Source organism: Paenibacillus sp. FSL P2-0173 (assembly GCF_038008045.1).
GTDB lineage: Bacteria > Bacillota > Bacilli > Paenibacillales > Paenibacillaceae > Paenibacillus > Paenibacillus polymyxa_B.
On sequence record NZ_JBBOYK010000001.1, the window covers coordinates 1,702,221 to 1,723,139 of the forward strand.

Annotated in this window: 20 protein-coding genes; all 20 read right to left on the minus strand. The window is 47.0% G+C overall.

Annotated features, from left to right (window positions below; genetic code table 11):
* Positions 1-9: 9 nt before the first annotated feature.
* The 20 genes from MKX30_RS07485 to MKX30_RS07580 all read right to left on the minus strand — a co-directional run bounded on the left by MKX30_RS07485 (position 10) and on the right by MKX30_RS07580 (position 20,393).
* On the minus strand, positions 10-444 hold the full coding sequence (locus MKX30_RS07485; protein ID WP_028542478.1) for an SMI1/KNR4 family protein: 435 nt from the start codon (positions 442-444) through the stop codon (positions 10-12).
* Positions 435-3,248 (minus strand): HNH endonuclease, encoded by a 2,814-nt coding sequence (locus MKX30_RS07490; RefSeq protein ID WP_341062689.1) that lies wholly within the window; start codon positions 3,246-3,248, stop codon positions 435-437. The genes MKX30_RS07485 and MKX30_RS07490 overlap by 10 nt, the downstream gene beginning before the upstream one ends.
* Before the next feature lie 21 nt (positions 3,249-3,269).
* Positions 3,270-3,662 (minus strand): DUF4280 domain-containing protein, encoded by a 393-nt coding sequence (locus tag MKX30_RS07495; RefSeq protein WP_023989844.1) that lies wholly within the window; start codon positions 3,660-3,662, stop codon positions 3,270-3,272.
* A 15-nt stretch (positions 3,663-3,677) separates the two neighbouring features.
* Entirely contained in the window at positions 3,678-4,202 is a 525-nt protein-coding gene (locus MKX30_RS07500) for a hypothetical protein (protein ID WP_028542476.1), read from the minus strand.
* Positions 4,184-4,831, minus strand: a complete 648-nt coding sequence (locus MKX30_RS07505) for a hypothetical protein (protein WP_076295852.1) — start codon at positions 4,829-4,831, stop codon at positions 4,184-4,186. The genes MKX30_RS07500 and MKX30_RS07505 overlap by 19 nt, the downstream gene beginning before the upstream one ends.
* Complete coding sequence (locus MKX30_RS07510; RefSeq protein ID WP_053325933.1) at positions 4,828-6,240, minus strand: phage tail protein; 1,413 nt, start codon at positions 6,238-6,240, stop codon at positions 4,828-4,830. Before MKX30_RS07510 ends, MKX30_RS07505 begins: the two co-directional genes overlap by 4 nt.
* Complete coding sequence (locus MKX30_RS07515; RefSeq protein ID WP_341062692.1) at positions 6,237-6,836, minus strand: hypothetical protein; 600 nt, start codon at positions 6,834-6,836, stop codon at positions 6,237-6,239. Before MKX30_RS07515 ends, MKX30_RS07510 begins: the two co-directional genes overlap by 4 nt.
* A gap of 25 nt (positions 6,837-6,861) precedes the next feature.
* A complete protein-coding gene (locus MKX30_RS07520; RefSeq protein WP_341062693.1) occupies positions 6,862-7,638 on the minus strand; it encodes a DNA and RNA helicase in 777 nt (258 codons plus the stop codon).
* Positions 7,639-7,656: 18 nt separating this feature from the next.
* Positions 7,657-7,809, minus strand: coding sequence for a hypothetical protein (locus tag MKX30_RS07525; RefSeq protein ID WP_023989850.1), 153 nt, complete (start codon positions 7,807-7,809; stop codon positions 7,657-7,659).
* Between the two features lie 60 nt (positions 7,810-7,869).
* Positions 7,870-8,382 (minus strand): RDD family protein, encoded by a 513-nt coding sequence (locus MKX30_RS07530; RefSeq protein WP_341062694.1) that lies wholly within the window; start codon positions 8,380-8,382, stop codon positions 7,870-7,872.
* A 37-nt stretch (positions 8,383-8,419) separates the two neighbouring features.
* On the minus strand, positions 8,420-11,071 hold the full coding sequence (locus MKX30_RS07535; protein WP_053325936.1) for a molecular chaperone: 2,652 nt from the start codon (positions 11,069-11,071) through the stop codon (positions 8,420-8,422).
* Between the two features lie 31 nt (positions 11,072-11,102).
* A complete protein-coding gene (locus tag MKX30_RS07540) occupies positions 11,103-11,792 on the minus strand; it encodes a hypothetical protein (RefSeq protein WP_025720815.1) in 690 nt (229 codons plus the stop codon).
* Complete coding sequence (locus MKX30_RS07545) at positions 11,789-13,108, minus strand: normocyte-binding protein (RefSeq protein WP_068942028.1); 1,320 nt, start codon at positions 13,106-13,108, stop codon at positions 11,789-11,791. The genes MKX30_RS07540 and MKX30_RS07545 overlap by 4 nt, the downstream gene beginning before the upstream one ends.
* A gap of 46 nt (positions 13,109-13,154) precedes the next feature.
* Positions 13,155-15,032: a PP2C family protein-serine/threonine phosphatase gene (locus MKX30_RS07550; protein ID WP_341062696.1), complete on the minus strand. Its 1,878-nt coding sequence runs from the start codon at positions 15,030-15,032 to the stop codon at positions 13,155-13,157.
* Positions 15,033-15,054: 22 nt separating this feature from the next.
* The gene (locus MKX30_RS07555) at positions 15,055-15,885 is read right to left on the minus strand and encodes a PP2C family protein-serine/threonine phosphatase (protein ID WP_341062697.1); all 831 of its coding nucleotides are present in this window, start codon (positions 15,883-15,885) and stop codon (positions 15,055-15,057) included.
* 35 nt (positions 15,886-15,920) lie between these two features.
* A complete protein-coding gene (locus MKX30_RS07560) occupies positions 15,921-16,448 on the minus strand; it encodes an FHA domain-containing protein (RefSeq protein WP_025720819.1) in 528 nt (175 codons plus the stop codon).
* 67 nt (positions 16,449-16,515) lie between these two features.
* Positions 16,516-17,064 carry an FHA domain-containing protein gene (locus tag MKX30_RS07565; RefSeq protein ID WP_028542469.1) on the minus strand — a complete coding sequence of 183 codons (549 nt, stop codon included), beginning with the start codon at positions 17,062-17,064 and terminating at the stop codon, positions 16,516-16,518.
* A 32-nt stretch (positions 17,065-17,096) separates the two neighbouring features.
* Entirely contained in the window at positions 17,097-17,549 is a 453-nt protein-coding gene (locus tag MKX30_RS07570) for a J domain-containing protein (RefSeq protein ID WP_341062699.1), read from the minus strand.
* A 130-nt stretch (positions 17,550-17,679) separates the two neighbouring features.
* Positions 17,680-18,105: a hypothetical protein gene (locus MKX30_RS07575; RefSeq protein WP_013311475.1), complete on the minus strand. Its 426-nt coding sequence runs from the start codon at positions 18,103-18,105 to the stop codon at positions 17,680-17,682.
* 119 nt (positions 18,106-18,224) lie between these two features.
* A complete protein-coding gene (locus tag MKX30_RS07580) occupies positions 18,225-20,393 on the minus strand; it encodes a hypothetical protein (RefSeq protein ID WP_023989860.1) in 2,169 nt (722 codons plus the stop codon).
* Positions 20,394-20,919 lie beyond the last annotated feature (526 nt).

Genomic DNA, 20,919 nt, shown 5'->3' on the forward strand with positions numbered 1-20,919 from the left:
TCCCACCCACTATTCTATAGAATACAATTTATCAAGTAACTCCGTAAAAGTATCACAGACAGGTGTTATAGCTTCTTCCCCTATCTCTTCATGATCAAAGAATATAATTAACGGAACTTCTTTATTAAAGCGATAATCAAAACCAAGTAAGTTGCCAAATGGGTCTCTCCCAAAAGGAATAATTCCTTTGGTGAAAGAATCCTGTGCAAACTCACGAAACATTGTAATATTTAGCTCGCTATTGGTAAAGCTAATCAAATCATTAAATACTCCTTGTGCGCCGTTATCATAATCAAAGTTATTAGGTACGGGATAACCACCATTAAAATTTTTAACGCATTCCTTATAATCTTGAGGGAAAGTCACTTGAAAAAGTTGCTCAGTTGCAGCTATAGTAGCGTCATCGACTGGCCCCTCTGCAAAAAGCCATTTTTTCAATCCCATATTAACATCTCCAGTATTTTATTTTTCAGTTTCCCCGTTCTACCTGGTTTTCCGCCACCCCAAACCGCTCTTCCACCGGTATGTCCTGCAGCTTGATGTTCAAAATAATCAACTACTTGCATTTTTCCTGGATCTTGATGATGATGCCAAGTTAAAGTTTTTGGAACTTTGCCTTCTTTTAATAAGGCTAATTCATCTGCGCTGAATTTTTCAGCAAGTTTTGGATTTTTAGCTATATCATCATATAGCTTTTTTGAAAGATATTCAAATTGTACACTATCCGGCTCTAAGTAATATTTTTCAGGTAAAGAAAGATCATATTTTGAATCAAACATAGGGAAGCCTTCTTTATCATACGCAACTAGGTAATTATTACCATTTTTTACAGAAGTAAAAGTGTAAGAGGTTGTACCATCCTCATTGCGAACTTTCTTTTTATAGTTTCTTGGCGTGTTAGGTTTCCTAGTATATGGAGGTTGCTTTCTAGCTGCTTCTTCCATAGCCTTCTCATAAGCTTCTTGCTGTTTAGCTTGGGATACTTTCCCCGTTCCCTCAACCTTTTTCGCCGCGCTCTCTTCCATTTCCTTCATGACCTTGTTGTAATTCTTCTGCACATCCGTCTGTGGAAGTGGTCCGCTGTCCATCTTATTAACGTGCGGAACTGGCGCTCCGTTGGCTGTGGCCAACTTCCCGGGGCTGAGGCCGTCTGCCATTTTACTTAGTTGCTCATTGAACTTCTGACCCAGTTTACTGCCGGACTGCTCCAGCTTGGTTAGAGCTTTGCCAAAGCCTGCCCCGACTGCATCTACACCTTTGCTAATCCATTGCGGTGTAACCTTGCTGCCTACCTTTTCCGCGAATCCGCCGATGGCCTTGCCTACTTTGGAATCCAGTACGCCTACGGTGACAAAACCTAGTCCTGCGTCTTTTGCTACTGAGCCCCAGTTGATCTTTTCACCACTTAGCACCTGACTCGCCAAATTTTCCGCGGCATTTGTTACACCGCCGATCGCTGCTTTTCTTAGCAACGTTCCTCCTACACCGAGTGGACCAAAGATCGCTCCAGACACTGCCCCGATCCCCGCTTCTTTTAAGCCGGTCAGGGCATAGTCACTAAAGTCGCTCACTTCCCCTCGAGCGATATCCGATGCCGCCAAACTCGCTACGCCCAAACCACCCGCCAGCAGTGCTCCTCCGGCTACCGCCGCAATGACCACCGTACCCGCTCCAAGCGTCGCTACCGTAATGGCTGCTACCACGGCTACGGCTGCGACAACCGCCAAACCGCCCAAAATATTCATCCCCAGCTTGCCCCAGTTAAACGGTTCAGGGGGTGGCGGCGGTGGAGGTGGCTGCCCTTCCTTCGGCTCATCGTCGAACGGCGGGTACGCGGTTCGGTCGCTACCGTCCGCCCATACATTTCCTCCCAACACGTGGTATTCGTTCTCTACCGAAAGCCCCGTGCTTCCTCCCGTCTGGTACGCCATGACCTGACTTGTTCCGTCAATAATGATTTTCTTCGGCGTATTCAGAATGATTTCCTGCTCTGCTTCTAGTGTTAGCTTTTTGGGACTAGTTATTTCAATCCCAGTAGCATCGTCCAGACTCATCTGCAATGTCCCACCCGGATCACCCATGATATGGATGCGACCCGGTGCCATTTTCAGCTCACTTCCATGCTCCGTACCAAAATATCGATCATTGGGATTACTCGTTTTCGCACAACCGTCTCCATTTGTACGAACCGCACCCAAAATCATTGCTCTGGAACCAGACGCATCTGGAAAATACAGGCTTGCCTGTGTTCCCACCTTCGGCATACTGTACATCGCACTTCCCGTTGGGGGAGCGAACGGGTACCAATGCGGCTCAGATACCCCGTCATCCTTATCAATCGCCAGCCGCAGCTTCACTTCCTCTCCCCGAACCGCGAGAACCTCTCCTTCCAGAGAAATTCCGATCGTTTTGGAATTGGGAATGAAATCACTGCGAATGCCCTCCGCGCGGGCCAACACATAACTGAATAGCAAATGACCCTTTTCCATGCGGCTTCGCAATTCAGTTACAATCATCGTTTTCTGGCGAAATTGTACCTCGTCTCCAAGAGCATACCGTTCTCCGCTTTCGATCTCGTATTTGAAAAAGTCGGTATCATGTAGCCCGGCTGACGTTCCGCCTGCCCACTGATAGCCCTTTAAATCTTTACTTGCCGTATAAGGCGTATCCTTCCGAATCGTTCGTTGGGTGCCAGCAGGCATGCCGAAATACAGCTTCGGCGCTGCGGACTCCCATATGTCGCTGACCACCACTGTATGTAAACGGCTCGCCATCCGTTTCATAAGCTCCCAATCGGTTTCATCATATTGTAAAATGGCTTCGCCCACCGACTGCTCCCCGGTTTGATACAGCACATCACTTCGTGCATAGCCTTGAGCAAGCTTATTTACTAACTGCTTGTATGTTTGTTTTTCCTCAGGAAAAGACCGCTTTCTTTTGACAATATCCAGCTCAAATGAGCCACTGATTCCTTCCAGTGTAAGTGTATATACACCATTATGGTTCTCAACTTCCACCGTATGGACGACACCCTTAAACAAGCTGATTTCTTCTTGTCCATTCTGCGCATACACATGTAGCTGATCCTCTGAGGTCGCATCCAGCGCAGCCGTGGCATGACTCGACTCCTTACAAATGCCTGTGAGTGTAATACGTCCATGCTCACCCAGCTTCCACTCGATCTGAACATCCTTTAAGACCTGAATGGGGTAGGGGGAATCTATTCGAATCTGATCATATCCTATCATGTTTTCAAACCTCCCTTCCAGCTACTCCTCCTGCTGGCCATTCGTATGAAATTCGATAAATCCATGATATAAACAAGTCTGAAATGAAGAGGTCGTCAAGGCTGGCTGGCCTTCCACCTTTGTCTGTTCTTTTGTGTTTTTCCACTTATCCGTCAGCATCGGCAGGCATGGCTTTCCAGAAATAGTAGAGCCATCTTCGGCGATCAGATAAATAGTTTCGGCACTCGGCTGTTCCGGACTATTACAAATTCCAAAATGAGGAACATTTTCAGGAGAATAATCTCCTTCATTCATCATGGGTTTACCATTAACAAAAGCCCCGTGGCTGTTCGGCAAGTTGATCTTTCGAGGATGGGTCCCGCAAGTGCAACGCATACAGGCCCCCCGTACGACATAATACTCATTGTCTGACATGTGCCCTTTCCCTCCCTATTTCACCTCGACTTGCTCCAAAGCGATCCCTGTGTAATCACGCCGCAATATACTTTCCGCCACGTCTAAACGGACAATGATCATCGGGATAGCACTCTCCTGGATTGTAAATATCTTGTGGCTCCGAATAGCATCTGCTTGTAATACCAGCTTTCGAAACACACTTTGATCCAAATTCCATTCACTTTCCGGATGTACAGCTGTGAGCCGCTCCACAAAAGGAATATAGTAATTCTTCTGTATCCTCTGTTCGATCTGAGTAAGTATCGTTAATTTCATAGGCATCTCCGGCACATAGGCCTGGACAAGACGCTTTAAAGCATCTGAAATAAGAGGAATGGGACCTTCTAGATAATCAATAAAAATACTTTCTGCATCTGCCTTCACGTGAAACATCAATGGCTTGACAATATCCTCCGGCTGCAAATCATACAGCTTCCACGGATCAATCGTTTCCATCACCTTTTGTAGCGTAGGAACATTGGTATACCGCACATCCTGCTTTAAGAGGAAATAATCCATGAAGATTCCCCCTCTCGTGTCTCGGCTCCCTCACTATGCGTAAAACGGCACAATATTTCGCTATCATCTCGATACTCTCCGGCAAATATCGTGCATATGTCAGCTTTCGGCAACCTTTCTAGTGAAGGGGAAGCAACGAAGGCGGGCATCTGACTTTTCAGAAACTCAACGGTGAGCAGATGGTATTTAACCGCTTCAATTTGTTGAATTTGCTCAATATCCATCGTCTTAATCTTACGGGCATAATCGGACTTGAGCTTTTCCAGCTTAGCCATGCGATTGAACAGAGGCTCGAAAACAAAGTTTGCCGACCATTCCACAGCGCATTCAGCCTCATCCAGAAACCAATTCTCATCATAGGCGTCTATACGATAAACCGCTCTATTTTTCATAACACGGGTTCTGAGCAAGGAGATATAAATATATCGAATATCCCCCTTGCGACCTTGCTCGTGCTGAAGGGTAGCGAGCTGGCATAGCGACTCTAAAGCTGCTAAAAGCTCCTCTTCAATGGCTTGCTGCCGTGCCAGAAAGTTGTTTTCAATAAGTGCCAAATCATGTAGCCATTCCGTAAATACGTGCTTTTCCAGCAAATCCTGCAACGCAGCATCCCGATCCATGAGCTTCATTCAATGTTCACCTTACCCCCGGTTAATCTCACATCGTCCATGATGTCGAGTTTGGCTCCGGATTGAATAAAACTTACGCCTTCTTTCCCCTCCATAATAATTTTCGCTCCCCCTGTAATTTGGATATCTTCCTGAGCAGACAGGGTTATTTTTTTGTTACTATTAATTTCAATCCCGCCTTCATCCGTGAGACGCATGAGCATTTGCCCACTGTTGATAATTTCTACTGCACCAGGCTTGAAAACGACTTGTTTGCCGTACCTGGTGCTGATACTTTTGACCGCAGGATCACTCCTTTTAACCGGATCAGAGGAGGCAAGATCGACAGAACTGGCGGCAAAAGCATGCTGCTCCCGTTCATCCGGAAAGTACAGACGAATTTGATCCCCTGCTTCTGGCATAACATACCAGCCGCTGCCATCAGGAGAAGAATAAACCGTAGAATAGGGAAACCACATAGCCCCGGATGCAGTCGAGTCTTGATCAATTTCCAGCTTGATTTTCACTTTTTCTTTGGAAATATCAATCACCTTGCCAAACAGAGAGGCTCCTGACAGATCATAGGCATAGACGGTTGGGCATTTTAACCCATGTGCATCTCGTAAAATGTAACGATTCACGATCAGATTTCCTTCTGTGGTCGTTTCCGCCTTGGCTATGTAAAGAGTTCTTTTATGAAAAATGACGGAACTACCGAGTTCTAGCACTTTGTTGCTGGTCACTTCATAGCTCAAGCTGTTAGACTCGCCATATTCCGGCAGTCCGTTGCGGGACATGAGCTTGTGCTCCTTCAAGTCTTTTTTTATGGAATAGTTATGTTCGTTCAGCGGTTGAGGGGCACTAGAATGGGGGACACCAATCACATATTTCAGTCCTTGTTGCATCGTAATTGGAATTAAAGCAGCATGTAGCCGAGAAGCAATTCTTTTGACAAAAGCCCAGTCCGTTTCATTGTATTGCACTAATAATTCACCGATAGCTGCGCCATGAGAAGCCTCATCAATCACTTCTGCATCAGTATATGAACTTGTAACATGCGAAAACAGTTTGTTATACGACTCTCCTGTTTTTTGGAATGAACGACGTTTTGGGCGAATATCCATCATTAAGGTTTCACTGCTAGCCTCAATCGTAAGCTCGCGTACTCCGTTTACAGCTTTTACAGCAATATTCGTGACGATTCCCTGAAAAAACCGGATCTCCTTGCCTTCACTTTTTAAGAAGACTTCAATGTGCTCATCTTCATCCGCTTTTTCTACGTATTGATCCAGCTTGTCCTCCGAAACAATTCCACGTATGCAGAAGCTCACATGTTCGTTTAACTGTTTAATGAGATGGATACTTAATACACGCTGAAACTGATAAGGGGCCACCTGAACATCTGCTGTGGTGTAAATGGGGTTACTCATTCATATCCCTCCTTTTCTGCCTCGTCAACCGTTTGAATGGTACGAATCATCTGCAGGGCGACATCCCGCCATTCAGCATACTGCTTATACGGACAACAAAATGTTCCCATGACCGTCTTTCCTTCCAGCTCAAAGTAGAACATATTGTGGTAGATGGGCTGGTCCAGCGCAGGACTTTTAAAGTCAAAATAGCCAATCTGCTTACCATGTATCTCTTCTATTTTTTCTTCATAAAATACGTGGGCAGGATTCATATTTTTCATCATGGCCTTCATGCCAGAAGTGAGCTGTTCCACCCATTCATCTTGTAACGTCTGGTCCACCCGATTCAGGGTAACATCCACACTGCCCAAATCATTCGTCAAAATCATTTCTGGACGTTGCTCATGAGGATATTTAATCTTTTGCAAATGCTTGGGCATTGGAGTAAAGATAGAGGGGACATGCATTTTCAGCTGATCTTTAAAGAAAGATCGTTCTTCAAACACATAGGATTGACCGTCAATGATTATGGGTCCTGCTAAAATATTGTTAGGCCTCTTCAGCTTCTCCATCTCACGGAGCTGATCCAAAATCTTTTCATCCTCATATTTCATAATGCACACTCCTCTACCTGATTTTCTAATCTACAATCATCCGTCCGGCTCCGCCGCCCTGCCAACGGCCTGCTGTTCGTTTTCCACGTCCGGCGCCTTCTAGAATAAGAACTAGCTGTCTATGCAACTGAGCATGAGAATAATCTCTGTATTCCGCCCCATTTCGGTTTGCAATGTAATGCTGGATAGATTCTCTGTCCACGGATTCCAGGTTCAGGCACAAAAGCGCAAACATACAATCCATCGGATCTGTGGCACCACTTTTAAGCAGCTCGGATGCGAAGTAGCGCATCGTCTCCGGGCGCAATGTACTCTGCTTCAAACCCGCAAAAGGAGCATAAATATCGCTCCATGTATTGAATTCGGTAGCTATGTCAGCAAAATCCTGATAATCCGAGCGAAGCACGGCTCCATCTTTGAGCTTGAATCGACCTAGCTCCATCTCATCCAGACCGATCTCTGCCTCATCCTCCAGCACGATATCTGCATGATGGGCTGTGAAATCCGGGCGATCTGTTTGTTCCAAAAAGAGCAGCTTCAACACCGATAGCCGCCCCGTGGCCGTATACGGTACTTCCTGCTCCTGCTCCAGCAGATATAGTCTGTCCTTGTGCTTCACGATGCCTCTACCAATGGTCAGCGTGTATTCCCCGACAGTCACGTTCATTCCGGTAATAATGCCATCCGAAAAATCCTGATACCGGATATCCAGAAAACTGCGCGGGTAATCTCGCAGGTTCTCTAGCATCTCGGTTTTAAGAATACGGCCCTTCTCAAACTTCGGAACGATATGCGTTAACATGGTGCTCCCCTCCTTTCTCTATTCTTCTTTATTTAGGGGAACAGATAGCCGATTCACACCGGGTGCAGGAGGCGGAACAGGAACTGCATCATCGATGGGTTGAGCTTTACTTACTCCAAGTAATCCAGTAAATAGGCGAATATTCTTTTCTAAAAATCTGCGTATATCCATCGTGCTCCCCCTGATTGAAAACTACGGTTCATAATAATCTTAGAATCTATTTATCCACCTTTACATCCCGGCTCCCCGTTGAGCCTGCTCACGAAGGATATAGTCCAGCTCGCGTTTGTCCACAACATAGGTACGGGCGATTAGATCGTGGAGGGCCTGTTTTCTCGCCGTAAAGGCTGCCATGATAAAGCCGACGAACAAAATGATGACCGATATAAGCTTACTCCAGTAGCGGGCACTTGCACGTCCAAAGCTGAGCTTGTGATTAAACTCATCTACCACAACGATGCCGAGAGCCAGCTTGCCCACCGTGGCTTTGCATTTGGATGATTCCATAAGCGCATAATATAGCCATATAGCCACCCAATTCAGCAAGGTCTGTCCTATTGTTTTCATTGTAAAAATATAAGGCGATCCGTGTGAGACCAAAGAGCTTTCTGCTGGAGAGGGTACCCAATCCCCTAAGGCCCGAATTACAATCCAGATCAATCCAATTATTAAAAATACAAACCATAGAATAAGACTATCGATGATATAAGCTAAGGTGCGTTTCCAAAAACCCGCATACAGCATGCTGTCCCCTCCAAATGTGTTTACTTTTCTTATTCAATTATTTCGTGCCGTCAAAGAAATCCAGCTCGGAGAGATCATTTTCGAAGGCAAAAAAGCGTTTGGGACCCAGATGCAACAATTCATCTCGACGGGTAATCGGGACCACATAAAAGCCCCAGCGGCTATCCCCGACAAAAACAAAATATTTCGTTTCCTCATTGCGGATGGAGTCCGTATCATCTTGCGGGATATCCCGCCCATACAACACGGCAATTTCCTCATACGGCATGGGTTCAAAAGCTTCTGGCCGACTACGATACACATGCCGCTGACGCAGCTTGCCACCGTCGGCCGTCAGGAAGAACTCCACCTCAGCCGCATGGGACGGCCGGGAAATAGAACCGCGTACCCGGTTGCTCTCCAAACTCGCAATCAGCTCCTTCTCGCGTCCCGTATGTGTCCATGCGCTGACCGTATACGGAATAGCCGGAATATGATTGGTAATGACAGGCTCAATCGTGCCCATTTTTTTAGCGTTCAGGTAACGGATAGCCCCGCGCAGACAGGCCATTTTCAACTCAGGTACCCGGCTGAGGTCCTCTGCCTTTTGACGAAACTCAATACTGCGCCCTGGTACAAATTCCTTGAGTGCTTCGCGAAATACGTCAATCCGGCAGGACTGCCCGGTTAGCTTGATAATCGAATAATCCTGCAAGCGCCCCTCCAGATAAAAATCATCCAGAAACTTGCGCACAATATTGTAGATGTCTGCCTTAAGAAGTTGCTGTATCTCCCGAATGTTAAACACCACATCAGGCAAACCATATTCATCACGAAACCGTCCGTTCTCGATGACTGAAACCAGCCAACGATCCATCACTGCAATGTTCAGGTCGCTTTCAGCAGATAATACCTGCTCGGATTCGAAGCGGCTGCGCAAGATCCCCGTACGTAGAAAAAATTCCTTTTTCATATTTTCTGCCGCGCTCCACAACAGATGAAAATTACTCAGTACCCGCTGATATTCATCTCGTGTAGCATGCTCATACTGTTTGAACGCGGTAGGCAAGATGGCCTCTGCCTCACGGTAGCGTTCCTCCAGTCCCGCATATACAGCATCTACACCAAACTCATCCACATGACGGTACAAATCTCCCGAAGGAATACCGATCAGGGCATCAATATCGGTGTCAGGCAAACGAGTCTCCGCAGCATAATAACCTGCAAATACAATTTTCATAAACTGCATAATCCGATACGTCAGATTGTTTCCGCCAAAATTGGTATCCCCATTTTCATACGTTGTGTGAATATCCAGCTTGTAAGCAATACGTCCGTCCTCAATTCGGAATCGGCAGGAAGACAAATCTGTCGTGCCTCCACCACAATCAATGACAAGTGCCTGGTACTCCTCACCGTCCGCAAAAGTCCCTCGTTCCATCTGGTCTGCCAGCGTGTTGTACAGCACCGCCAGCCCTTCGTCCAACGCATCCTCCGCTTCAATCCGGTAATCAGGCAAAATATCGCTAAACATCTCTATAAATTGGGGCTGCAGCTTGACCGGAGCAGAAAAGTGCAGATTGCGGAACCGACACTTAAATTGCTGCTCGGCTGTAGCAATCACATAACGGATAAAAGCAGCTAAAATATCGCTGCGGGAGGCAGTTGCTGTATTCCCCTCGGAATCCATTAATTCCTCGATTCGCTTGTAGTCGTTGACCCACCGCTTGATTCCCCGTAATACTGTCGCACGGCTGCCTGCCACGTCAGATCCACGTAATGCATCCTCCCCAAATACATAAAGGATATGTTCCGGATTGGAGCAGTCTGCGACGCGAATAGCAGTCGGCAATACTTCGATCCAGTCGCCTTCTGCCCCTTCTGGGCCGGGGAATGACACATAATTGATGGCGTTCAGCCTTACTGTGCTGCTCATACCTGTATCAGGGGCCGTAACGTAGGAACTATCCAAATAAGCACCTGCTGTGGTGTTAGAGGTGCCAAAATCAATCGCAAGTACCGCATCTGTAGTTTCCGTGCCTCGAATGATCAGCTCTGCCACCGGAACCCGGTGACCTTGAAGCTTCAGCGGCAGCATCGGCTTATCTCCATAGTAGAGGTTATAAAAATATTCTGATTCCTGTCTTCGCAGAAATAGCAGGCTATAACTATGATTGGACGTCTCTCGCAGTTCAGCGTCGCGATGACGAGAAAGATAATATACGCCTGTTCGTCCCTCATCCTTCACCAAATTCAAAACACCGCACAGTTCTCCTGTCGTATTCACCAGCAGCACATTAGATGAGCTCAGCCAGGGCAAATCGGATTCGATCCGGTAGTTGTCCATGCGACCTGTGCGTACACCCTGATACAGCGTGATTTTAGCGGGAACCCGGATACCGCTGCTCTCCTGCCGACGGTCGTTCCAGTTTCGCTGTAGAGCCGATTCCATGCGTTCAAAACCGCCAGGGTTCGGCCTTGTGATGAGTAAATGCTCTTCCGCGCTCCGAAAACGCAAAATCACGCGAATCAATTCTTCACGTGCCAGGCGATTGGCAAAGCCCTCGACCAGTCGTTCCTTATCGCATATTCCGCGTAACTGAAAGGTCGTCATTTGTTCCAATTCCGCCCGCGTGTATTTCGCCGTGAAGCGTATGCTTTTTCGATCGGTGAGCGGGTCTAGCAACCTGTATGTATAGGGTCCGTTCATCGTTCACATGTCCTTTCTTAGCCATTTAGCCTTAATAGAGGGCGATAGCGTCTATTTTCATCGTAGGATCTTCCTCTAAAATGCCGAAATGACTTGTCCAATACAATTCCGTCGTAAAACGTGCCGGAAGAAACAAATCCAGAATCAAATCCACTTTAATCCGTGACAACGGTGTCTCCTCTTGGCCGATATAGATGAGCAGTTCGTCTTTTTCCTCACAATTGGTGTAAATGATTGAGCGATGAAAGACGCGCCGCATCGTTTCTTTTAGCAGATGTACGGCTTCTCCCGTCTCATACAGGCGCAGCAGTCCTTCAGCAATCGCGTCCTGATCCTCACGGTTTAATTGTCCAAAGCCTTCCTTTACCTTCGGGCCAAAAATGCCCTCTGCAATATCACACCGAACAAACCGGATATGGTACTCCCGCCGATTCATCCCTTGATACAAGTCCATTTCCGCCAGAAAATGCATCATAATATCAAATAGCGATTCTCTCAGCTCCAGATACTCTTCAGCATCCGGTGGAAACAGATCCCGAAAAATAGAATAAAAGCGGTAGTACGGATTTATTTCCACTACCTGCTCCAAATGGGAAGTATTCAACTCTGCCAGACTAAGCTCCATATACGGAGAGTAGCTGACAGCGGGTACGAAGCGGAATTTATCTACATCCAGCCCCTGTTCCCTCGCGCGCATGAGCAAATCCCAGACGTAATTCACACCCATTCTCCTTCACACTTGTACTCCGGAAAATACATCTGCACTTCCGATACCAGAAAGCTCATTAAATCGGATAAAATATAAGCAGGCGCGGTGGGCAAAACATCGTCAGAACCACGCCTGAACCCCAAACGCATGATCTGCTTGCCTTCCTCTGTCCGCACGTTATCGCTGACAAACGGATTTAATGGATACGTCTGGGTTTTGGTTAACAGGTTGCTTACATCATTTCTCCCTGCACCTCCCCAGATGTCCACACGTTCCAGCTCCAGCCCCTGCGCTGCTTCAAACGAGTTTACGATGCGCATGATTTCCGCTTTGGCACGGACAATCACGGCCTGTTTTCCTGCATAGCGGCCCAAAAAGCTGTCCTGTCGCCGATTGGACAATAACGGATAAGTCTGACGACTAAGTCTCGTTGTAACAGGCTTCGTAACCTTCAACACATTCCATTCGCCAGACTTATCACGTGGTGTGACAATCGTCAGTTCCTCTTCTGTACGCTTGATATACCGGATATCACCTTCAGTCCCGTCAATCAAATAACCATGCTCAGGACCTGTTTTTCGCAAAGGCAGCACATGCTCATAATTCACACGATCCATAGCGGGTATAGGAAAACCGCTGTTCTTTAGAGATAGCCTTTCAATGTTCCAAAGAGGAAAAACGTCGCCCTTCTTAAAAACATCGAATTCCTCCAATGAAATTGTAATTTCATGAATTTCTTCATGGGCAGCCGGCTCGCCGTCTCCACCAATCAATACACAGTCCACAAACTTATAAGCGTACGGGTGATTAATTGTTTTCCACGGCATGCCATTTTGCATAAACGTGTGATATAACTGCTCAATCTCCAAAACATAAGAACGGTTATGCTCCAAACGAAAACGAATCGGATAATTGCCGGTTTCCGTGACCAACATTCCTGAGAAAATTCGCTTGCTGCGCACCAGCGCTGAGATTCGTTCGGTCTCCATCTCAAGAAAAAGCGTAAACAGCGGCATCGCACCGCCTTCGCGTACCACCTCTGCCACACGGCTGATGTCCATCTGCTTTTCCTCCGTATCAGACGCTAACACAGGATATAAAAATTCATGAATCGGGTCATAGTCCTCACGCGATGTCAATGACACGTACACATCAATCTTTTCTTCCGTATTCTCAATTTCCTCAAATACCCGCCGTTCTAGCTGGCGGGTCATTTCTTCCTGATATTCGACGAGGTTCATAAATACCCCCGCCATCATATTTTTCAGTAAACGTCTCTGCTCTAAATCGTCCATCTTGCTCAAACGGTCCTGTACCAGCTCTTTCACGACGTCTCACTCCTTTCCGGCTCCAGCTTCATTGAACATGAAAAACTTAACTTCCGTTCGCAGCAGCCCGATCTTGGTTCTCTGAATCAGACGCCCCTGCTGCTTTAGAAGCAGAATCAGCAGTTCCTTGCTCTTTGTTGGTATCCACCTTGGCCGAAGGGGCAGTTCCATCGCCTGTACCCATGCTCTTTGCAGCCGAAGAGGCTTCCTTCTTCGCAGGTGTAGTTCCCGCTGAAGCCGTTGGCGCAGCCTTCGTTTGCGATTCTGCAGCAGGGATTGCAGCAGCGGAAGATGAAGCTTCACTCGCTGCGTCCCCTGCGTCCGTGTCGTTCAACGCTCCGTTAGACAATCCCAATGCAGCAGGAAGCTGACCGTTTTTCTGCTGCTCCGCGCTCTGCTTTTCCTCCGCCTTGGCTATGCTCCGCTCCAATGCCAGAACACTTTCGAGCTTATCAATCTCCTGATAAATTTCCTGTGCCCCGCTATAGGCATCAACGGCTCCTTCATAATCGAGATCCTTCATCATCCGATCCCCTTTGGCTTGAAGTTTGCCAGCTTGAATCTCCTTGAGCTGCTGCTGAATAGCTGTCAATTTATCGTTGGTCTCGGTAATTTTCTTCTCCAGTTCTTTTTGCGCGGACGTATAACCGGATTCCATCGCAGCCTTGTTTGCTTTTTTGTACAACTTAAGCGCATTCGTGTAATCGCCGCCCTGAAATTTTAAATCTCCGTCCTTCATCCAGCTCGCCGTCTCGGCATAGCTGTCCAATTGGTCGATTTTATGCTCAATATCCTTCACATTAAATGGTGGATATAGCCCGGCACTTTTCCGTGCTTTAGCGTAGCTGGCTTCTGCTTTGGTGAAGTCCGCCTTTTCCACATAGCCGTCACCATCAACCATTAATTGAGACAGTTTCTGCTCTGCAGTATACAGTCGCTTGTGAATCTTATCGTTAATTTTAACCGCCGCGTTTTTCGCTTCGCTGTAAGACTTAAGCGCCTTCGCATAATCCCCTGTCCTTGCATAATCGTCTGCGGCTTGGGCTGATTCGATCATCGTTTCCAGCGCAGCTGCCTTATTCGCAGCCATACGAGCCAGCGTAATCCATGCTCCCCCGCCCACAACAATAAAGACAAGCAACGCAATCAAAATCCGTTTGATCAGCTTACGACGGTTTTTAGGCTTTTCCTGAAAAACTTTATTTACATAAATGGCCGCTGCCGTGTAATTATTCACCGTCCGGTGCTGTTTGCTTAGCAGAACCTCTTCCAATGTGTCCGTCAGCATGACCGGGTCCTTCGCTTCCTCCAGCGCCCCCAGCATTTCCGCCAGCTCGACGTCCTCCCACATCCCTGACGTAGCGAGCAGGATTACATCTCCATCTGCAAGCTGCGTCTTTTTGGCGTAATGGGCATGAACTCCATTGGGATTTCCCAAGTATTCCAGCAGATTGCCTCGTTCATCATGTGTGCTGGTCGCTTCGTCTGGAATGCGTCCATCATCTGCCAATGACTGAGCCAGGCTATGATCCTTACTGCGAAAATTAAGCCTTCCATTGCGAAAATGATATAGTCGCACATTACCGCACGAAACATACACCATTTTGTTGTAGTTGGTCACTACCATCAGCAGACTGGCTTTGAGCCGAACACGACGGCTTTCAAATTGCAGCCATTCCTGCGCTTCACGCAGATCTCTCATCAAGCGCCGTTTGGACATGGAAGGCTTCTCCATGAAGTTTTCCAGCACCGTTTTGACAACCATTTCTGCGCTGCGCAGCTCCTGATCCGAATCCAGACCGTCTGCGAGGACATAACAGGCCATGTCGTCCGTCTCCATGAATGCAAAATAGTCCCGGTTGTCTATGTAAGAGCCCGCTTCCGACACAAAGGCGGTACTAAAATCGCTGTTGTCCTTGCGCATCGCTACCCCCGTCTTTCTTGTTTCATCCTATCGCCAAAATAAGTACTGTCGCATTATCCTGACTTTTAAAGCCTTTATCATTAATGGCGTCGATCATGGCATCCGCTGTTTCCTGTGGTGTTCCACCCTTGCGCATAATCTCTTCCAGTTCAATCTCCGTCAGCGCCTCCTGAATGCCATCGCTGCACAGCAGCACATGATCGCCCGAATACAGACGAATCGGTGCACTACCCAGCTCCATGCTCTCAAAGCCCTCATAGCCCAAGTAGTTGACCAGTTGATTACGCACTGGACTCGTTTTGGCTTCCTCCGAGGTCATTTGTCCAGCAAGCACTCGTTCCTCCAGCAGTGTTTCCGCTGTATGCTTGGAATTGACTGTTTGGAAATGACCATTGCGGTAAATCGTAATCAGGCTGTCGCCCACCGCTCCGTAATACAGCTGATAGCCGCACACAATGACCGCAGCCAGCGTCGTTCCTCCGCCCTGTCCATTCAAATTTTGCAAAATACCGCGATTGCTTTGAGTTGCCGCCTCTGCAAAATATCCGTTCAAATTCGTTGCATCTTCCAGCTTGGCAAACGCCTTCGTAAAAGTCGTCACAGCCAAGGTACTGGACATACGTCCATTGGCCAGTCCACTAATACCGTCTGCGACAACAGCCAGCGTACCGACAGGTGTCGTCATACTGGAGAAATAATCATCCTGCTCGCTCCGGCTCCCGATCGTTTGACCATTTCCGATCTCAATTCCACTCACGGTACGGCTGCCGGAACTTCGCGTCAGTCGTATACGGATCATGAGAAGAACAGCGAATATTACCGCAGCTCCACTTACAACAAAATAAGGCTGCATATCGTTACCTCCCTGCACCATTGCCCAATTCCGTCCTAGTTTTCGTTATCCCACTCAAAATGGGCGCCACACAGCGGGATAAAGATAAATTTGCTGTGTCCCAGCTGAATCACGTCATAGGCAGCCAGCTCTGCTGGTGAATATACCGCCTCGTTATTGTGGTACGCCAAACCTGATGAATCGCCTGGCAGCAAGTAAAAGTTACGTTTCTTCGGATCATACACAATGACAGCATGATTTCTGCGGGAAATCGTGTTATCCCCGATAATGCGGACATGCATTTCCTCTGCGCGCCCGATAAAGTTTTTCTCCGCCATAATGCGATAGTCCTGACCCACCTGTGCTCCTTCGATGCATACCAGCCATCCAGTTACTGGATGAATGCCCACTGTCTCACCCAAATACGGCATTGTTTTGTCATTATCTCCCGCGACGTTTGTTTTTGCTGCTGGCTCTGCGCTCTTGGGTGCAGCTACATTTACTACCGTGTTGCAATATGGACACGTATTTCCGTGCTTTCGTGTACTGAACATGTGTCCGTTCGGGCATCTTGTCAAACTCATAGTCGGTTCCTTCCCCCATTGTCATGATTGTCTTTTCAGCGATCTAAGGATTTTGCAGCATCCTCATCTATTTAACGAGCAGTCTCGTATTGGCAATATATAATAAGTCACCTGAGTAAATCCGGTATGGCTCACCGCTTTCCAACTTCTTGGTTACACTTTCGTTGGCAGACCGCAAGCCTGTACCATTACCGGAATCCACATCCTCCACAAACCAGTCGCTGTTCACCCGGTTGAGCACCGCGTGCTCCACACTTACCAGGGAGGCATAGTCTGTACCTACCAAATCAATATCCGCCTCTGAACGTGACGTTGTTTTACCGATTAAGAGCGACGTTTCGCCTTCGATATACCATTCTTTAATGGACTCGCCCTCTTCATCAATCAACACCAGCTTGGCAATCCGATGACGTTGTGCCTTTGGCTTGGCCACGGGTACAACGGACACCAGATTGCGCAATATGTATACAAGCACGCCGATTCCAATACCTATCGCGACCACGGTTTTCAAACCGCTGTAGCCTGTACGATTAAACACATAAAAGGCGATCGCCAGCATCAGCCCGAACATGGCAACATCTATGATGAAAACCCATCTGTTCTGCGCCGTTTTCACTGCTTGCTTCCCCCATTTCTATCCTGAAATCATCACTTTTTACGAATACCGAAAAATTGGTTAAACATCGCTGAGGTATCCGTCGGATCACCGGGTTTTTTCGTTTTTTTCCCTGGTGAGCCCTCCTTCGTTTTCGGATTAAAACCAAAAAATTGCTCAAAATCAGTTCCTATATCAGCCGGATTGAATCCTTTGGCTGCCGCCGTACGCGCACCGCCGGAGGATGCAGCCCCTCTGCCTCTCTCTCGCTGTTCCCCGCCAGCTCCCTCAGTTTTTCGGATGAGCTCGGCATCGTATGCCTGCCGCAATGCTTCGTCACGCAAGGTATTGTAAGCCTCGTGAATTAGCTTGAACTTGCGCGTTGCTTCCTCGCTTCCCTGGTTGGTATCAGGATGATACTTTTTGGCCAGTTTACGGTAAGCCTGCTTAATCTCTGCCTCCGAAGCATCCCGGCTGACACCGAGCAGCTCATAGTAGTTGGTCATTGTGTGATGTTCCCCTCTCCGAAAAAAATAAATATTAAGAGACCCGTAGGCCTCTTAATATTTATCCACCCTGCACTTGTGTGCCGGGTGAGTGTGTGTTTAAGCTGCACTTAACGTGAAGACGTTAAGCTTAAACCGGATATCCGCCGTCGATTGTAGCCAGCTCGGTTTTGTCTTTCTTTTGTTTGATGTAGAGTGTAAATGCACCTACACCTTCTGTGTCGCCGAAGTGCTCGTTGTAGTCTACAACGAAAGCATTCGGGAAGTGGATTTTACGCACAACTTGATCAGCTGCGATAACTTCCAGTGTTACTTTACGGTAGCTGTCTGCTTTTTCAGCAGGAACCAGAGACCACAGAGCCAGTTTCAGCGTGTCATCCGCGCTGTCACCATCTACTGCTGTGATGATTTTGCCGCTGATGCGCAGCGTGGAGCCTACGTCAGTGGAGCGTGCATTGGAATCGTCCGGTGTATCGGTGTCATAAATAACCGTTTGGATGTTATCCAAGCCCAGCTCGATTGTTTCTTGTCCTTCTACTTTCAATCTGAATCCCATGTGTGTTGCCTCCTTGAAATTAGGTAATATGATGGCGGGAGATGCAGAGCTTCTCCGCGATTTATGTATAAAGGCGGTTCTGGATAGAAACGCCTCTAACATCTTTCGTAGTGCTCGGATCATGATTTGACCGAGCTGGTTCCCTTAGTGATCATGACTTCCAGGTTCTTCACATTACCGTTGAAGACCAGATCGATATGGCACATATTGCTTTTCTCATCAATAATGAAGCTCATATCGTCTCCGTCCTGAATGATCGAGTTAACAGATCCTCTGCTGCTCAGCCACTTGCTCTTCTGACTGCTCGGATTGTTACTGAAGAAGCGGACGATATTTTCGTGTTTGAAGTCCCCTGTCTGGTAGCGCAAAATACGTTCAATGTACGTGCTGACCAGCGTCTTGTAGATGGAGTCAAAACCGTCCTCGGACATCGCCATGCTTCTCGCCTTGTAGACGGTAATCCGGCGGATATCCTTATCCTGAATCTGGGCATTCTCCGACGAGAATACAAAGCCGAAGTTTTTACGGTTGATGGCATCCTTGATCGTGTTGGTGAAACCGGTGATTTCCTTGGCCATCGTCGTCACCGTGCGCAGACTGTTGTCTCCCGCTTCAATGTCGAAGCGTACGCCAGGGAAGTTCTTATTGACCGTTTTGAACGTCTCACGCAGGTATTCAGGACACTGATAGGAAGCGACCAAGCCGGCGGCAACATAGGCTGCACCCACATAAACGCCCTCGATCCACAGCTTGAGAATATCCTCTTTCTCCTTAGAGAGCTGTACACCATCTTCGGTCTGTAGCATTTTGCTGTCGATAATGACACCCGATTTGTCCTTCGGAATAATCGTAAAGTTCGGTACACAAGGAATGGCAAATTCGCTATATTCTCTGCGAACGAGACTGGCACATTTATCGACATATTTGTCGATACCTGCTGTCGCCATACTGTTGAAAGTCGTTTCTTCACCGGATTCAAAATTAAAGAACATTTGAATTTTGTAATCCTTCACGACTTGCAGCAGCATCGAGAGCGATTCCATAGAATTTCCGCCCTGCTTAACGACCTTCTCGTTGCCCTTGAAGCGTTCACGTGAAACCTTTACCTTACCGGCTGCTTCAAGCTCGACGGATGGAACGATACCGAACCAGATCGTGTCGCTGAATTCATTCTTAGCATTCACAGTATTCAGGTACGTTTCCAGGCGCGGGATATTGCTGCTTTTCACCAGCATGTCCAGCTTGTTGTTCGCCACCAGCATTGTCGGCAGCATGCCTTTGCTCTTCGTTGCATATTGATCGAAGAACATTTTGACACCGAGAATTTTCTCCACAAGCGGCTTAACCGCCTTTACGAAATCGTCCTTGGCATTTTTATAGAACTCCAGATACGTGTTGTAGTTTTGAACTTCAACCGCTGTATCCACCTTGGTCTGAACAGCCGGCAGTGGCACAAACGTGCGAACCACCAAATCCTTCACATAGTCAGAAGGCGTATCTGTGATGGAGTTATAATCCTCTTCGAATACTTGGGAGAGATCGCCAGTGCTGTTCTCATCCAATAACATCAGCTCAGTACTGTCGCTCTTCGGCGCTTCAATAATTTTCAGTTCGCCGCTTTCCCCAATGGAGAGCATACCCACCTGAATCAGCTCGCCGGAGTTTTCCTCTTGGGCGCCACCGAGCAGAAGGCGGGTTTTGATGTCCTCAATTGCCAGTGGGAGCATAGCCATAACATTGTTATAGTTCTGACTCGCTTCCTCGAACATTCCATTCAGCTTGTCACCCATGTCGAGTTTCTTTGGATCGCCATCATCCAGCTTGTCGTATTCACCATACATATAGTGAATCTCTTTGCGGACTTGACGAATATCATCCATGACCTTTTTCGGTGAAATCATATCCAGCAGATTTTCAAATTTGAAATCTACATTTGTAATTCCTTGACTGCGCTTGGTATCGATGAGCGTAAACAACATTTTCAGAAAGTCATTACTTTGATTTACACGAATTTCAGAAATGCTATCCTCATCAATTCCTTCTGGCTTTTTAAGGGTGTAAACGACTTTTTGATTGGCCGCGTTAAAAAACGAATACACGGTTGGTGAAAACTTATCCAAAAATTCGTCAAAGCTGCGCACCAGAAGGTGCTGATTAATTTCCTTGATCTTTTCATCGCTCAAGCTGTCAATACCCTTCACATCACCTACAATGGTGATCAGGTCCAGCTTTTCCGGGTTAATCTCTTCAAAAAGCATTGTCCGGTTGGTTTGATAAATGATTTCCATCGCTGTCGGCAAATGAATAAAGTATGAGTTATAGGTCCATTGCTCCATATACGGACATGGGATGTCCAATTTGAAACGGACGAATACTCATTTTTAGTTCTTTTGCCTCCTCCCCCCTACTTAACATTTAAATTCGTCAAAGGATTGAGCTTATACCACATTTACGGTACAGGCATGTAACCTCGAAAATCGGTCCGAAGCGTTATTCGGCTTTTAACGGCAAAGCATACAAATGAGATGTTTTTCAAATTCAAAAGTCAGATAACACAGAAATTTTAAATTTATGATTTCGTATTCCTAACTTCAATCCCAATTTTTGCCGTTGATACGAGAGCTATCATACAAAGTACCCTTCAGTTTTGTCAATTTCTGTAGTCTCAGATTGAAACAGGGCATTTTGACTCATTTTATGCGTGAATACGTAATTTTCATGATATGTTAGACCTGTTTCTTCAGGGAAATATTCACAAATGGAACCCAATTACCGATAGAAGTCCATTGGATATTTCTGATAAGCGTAAAAGAA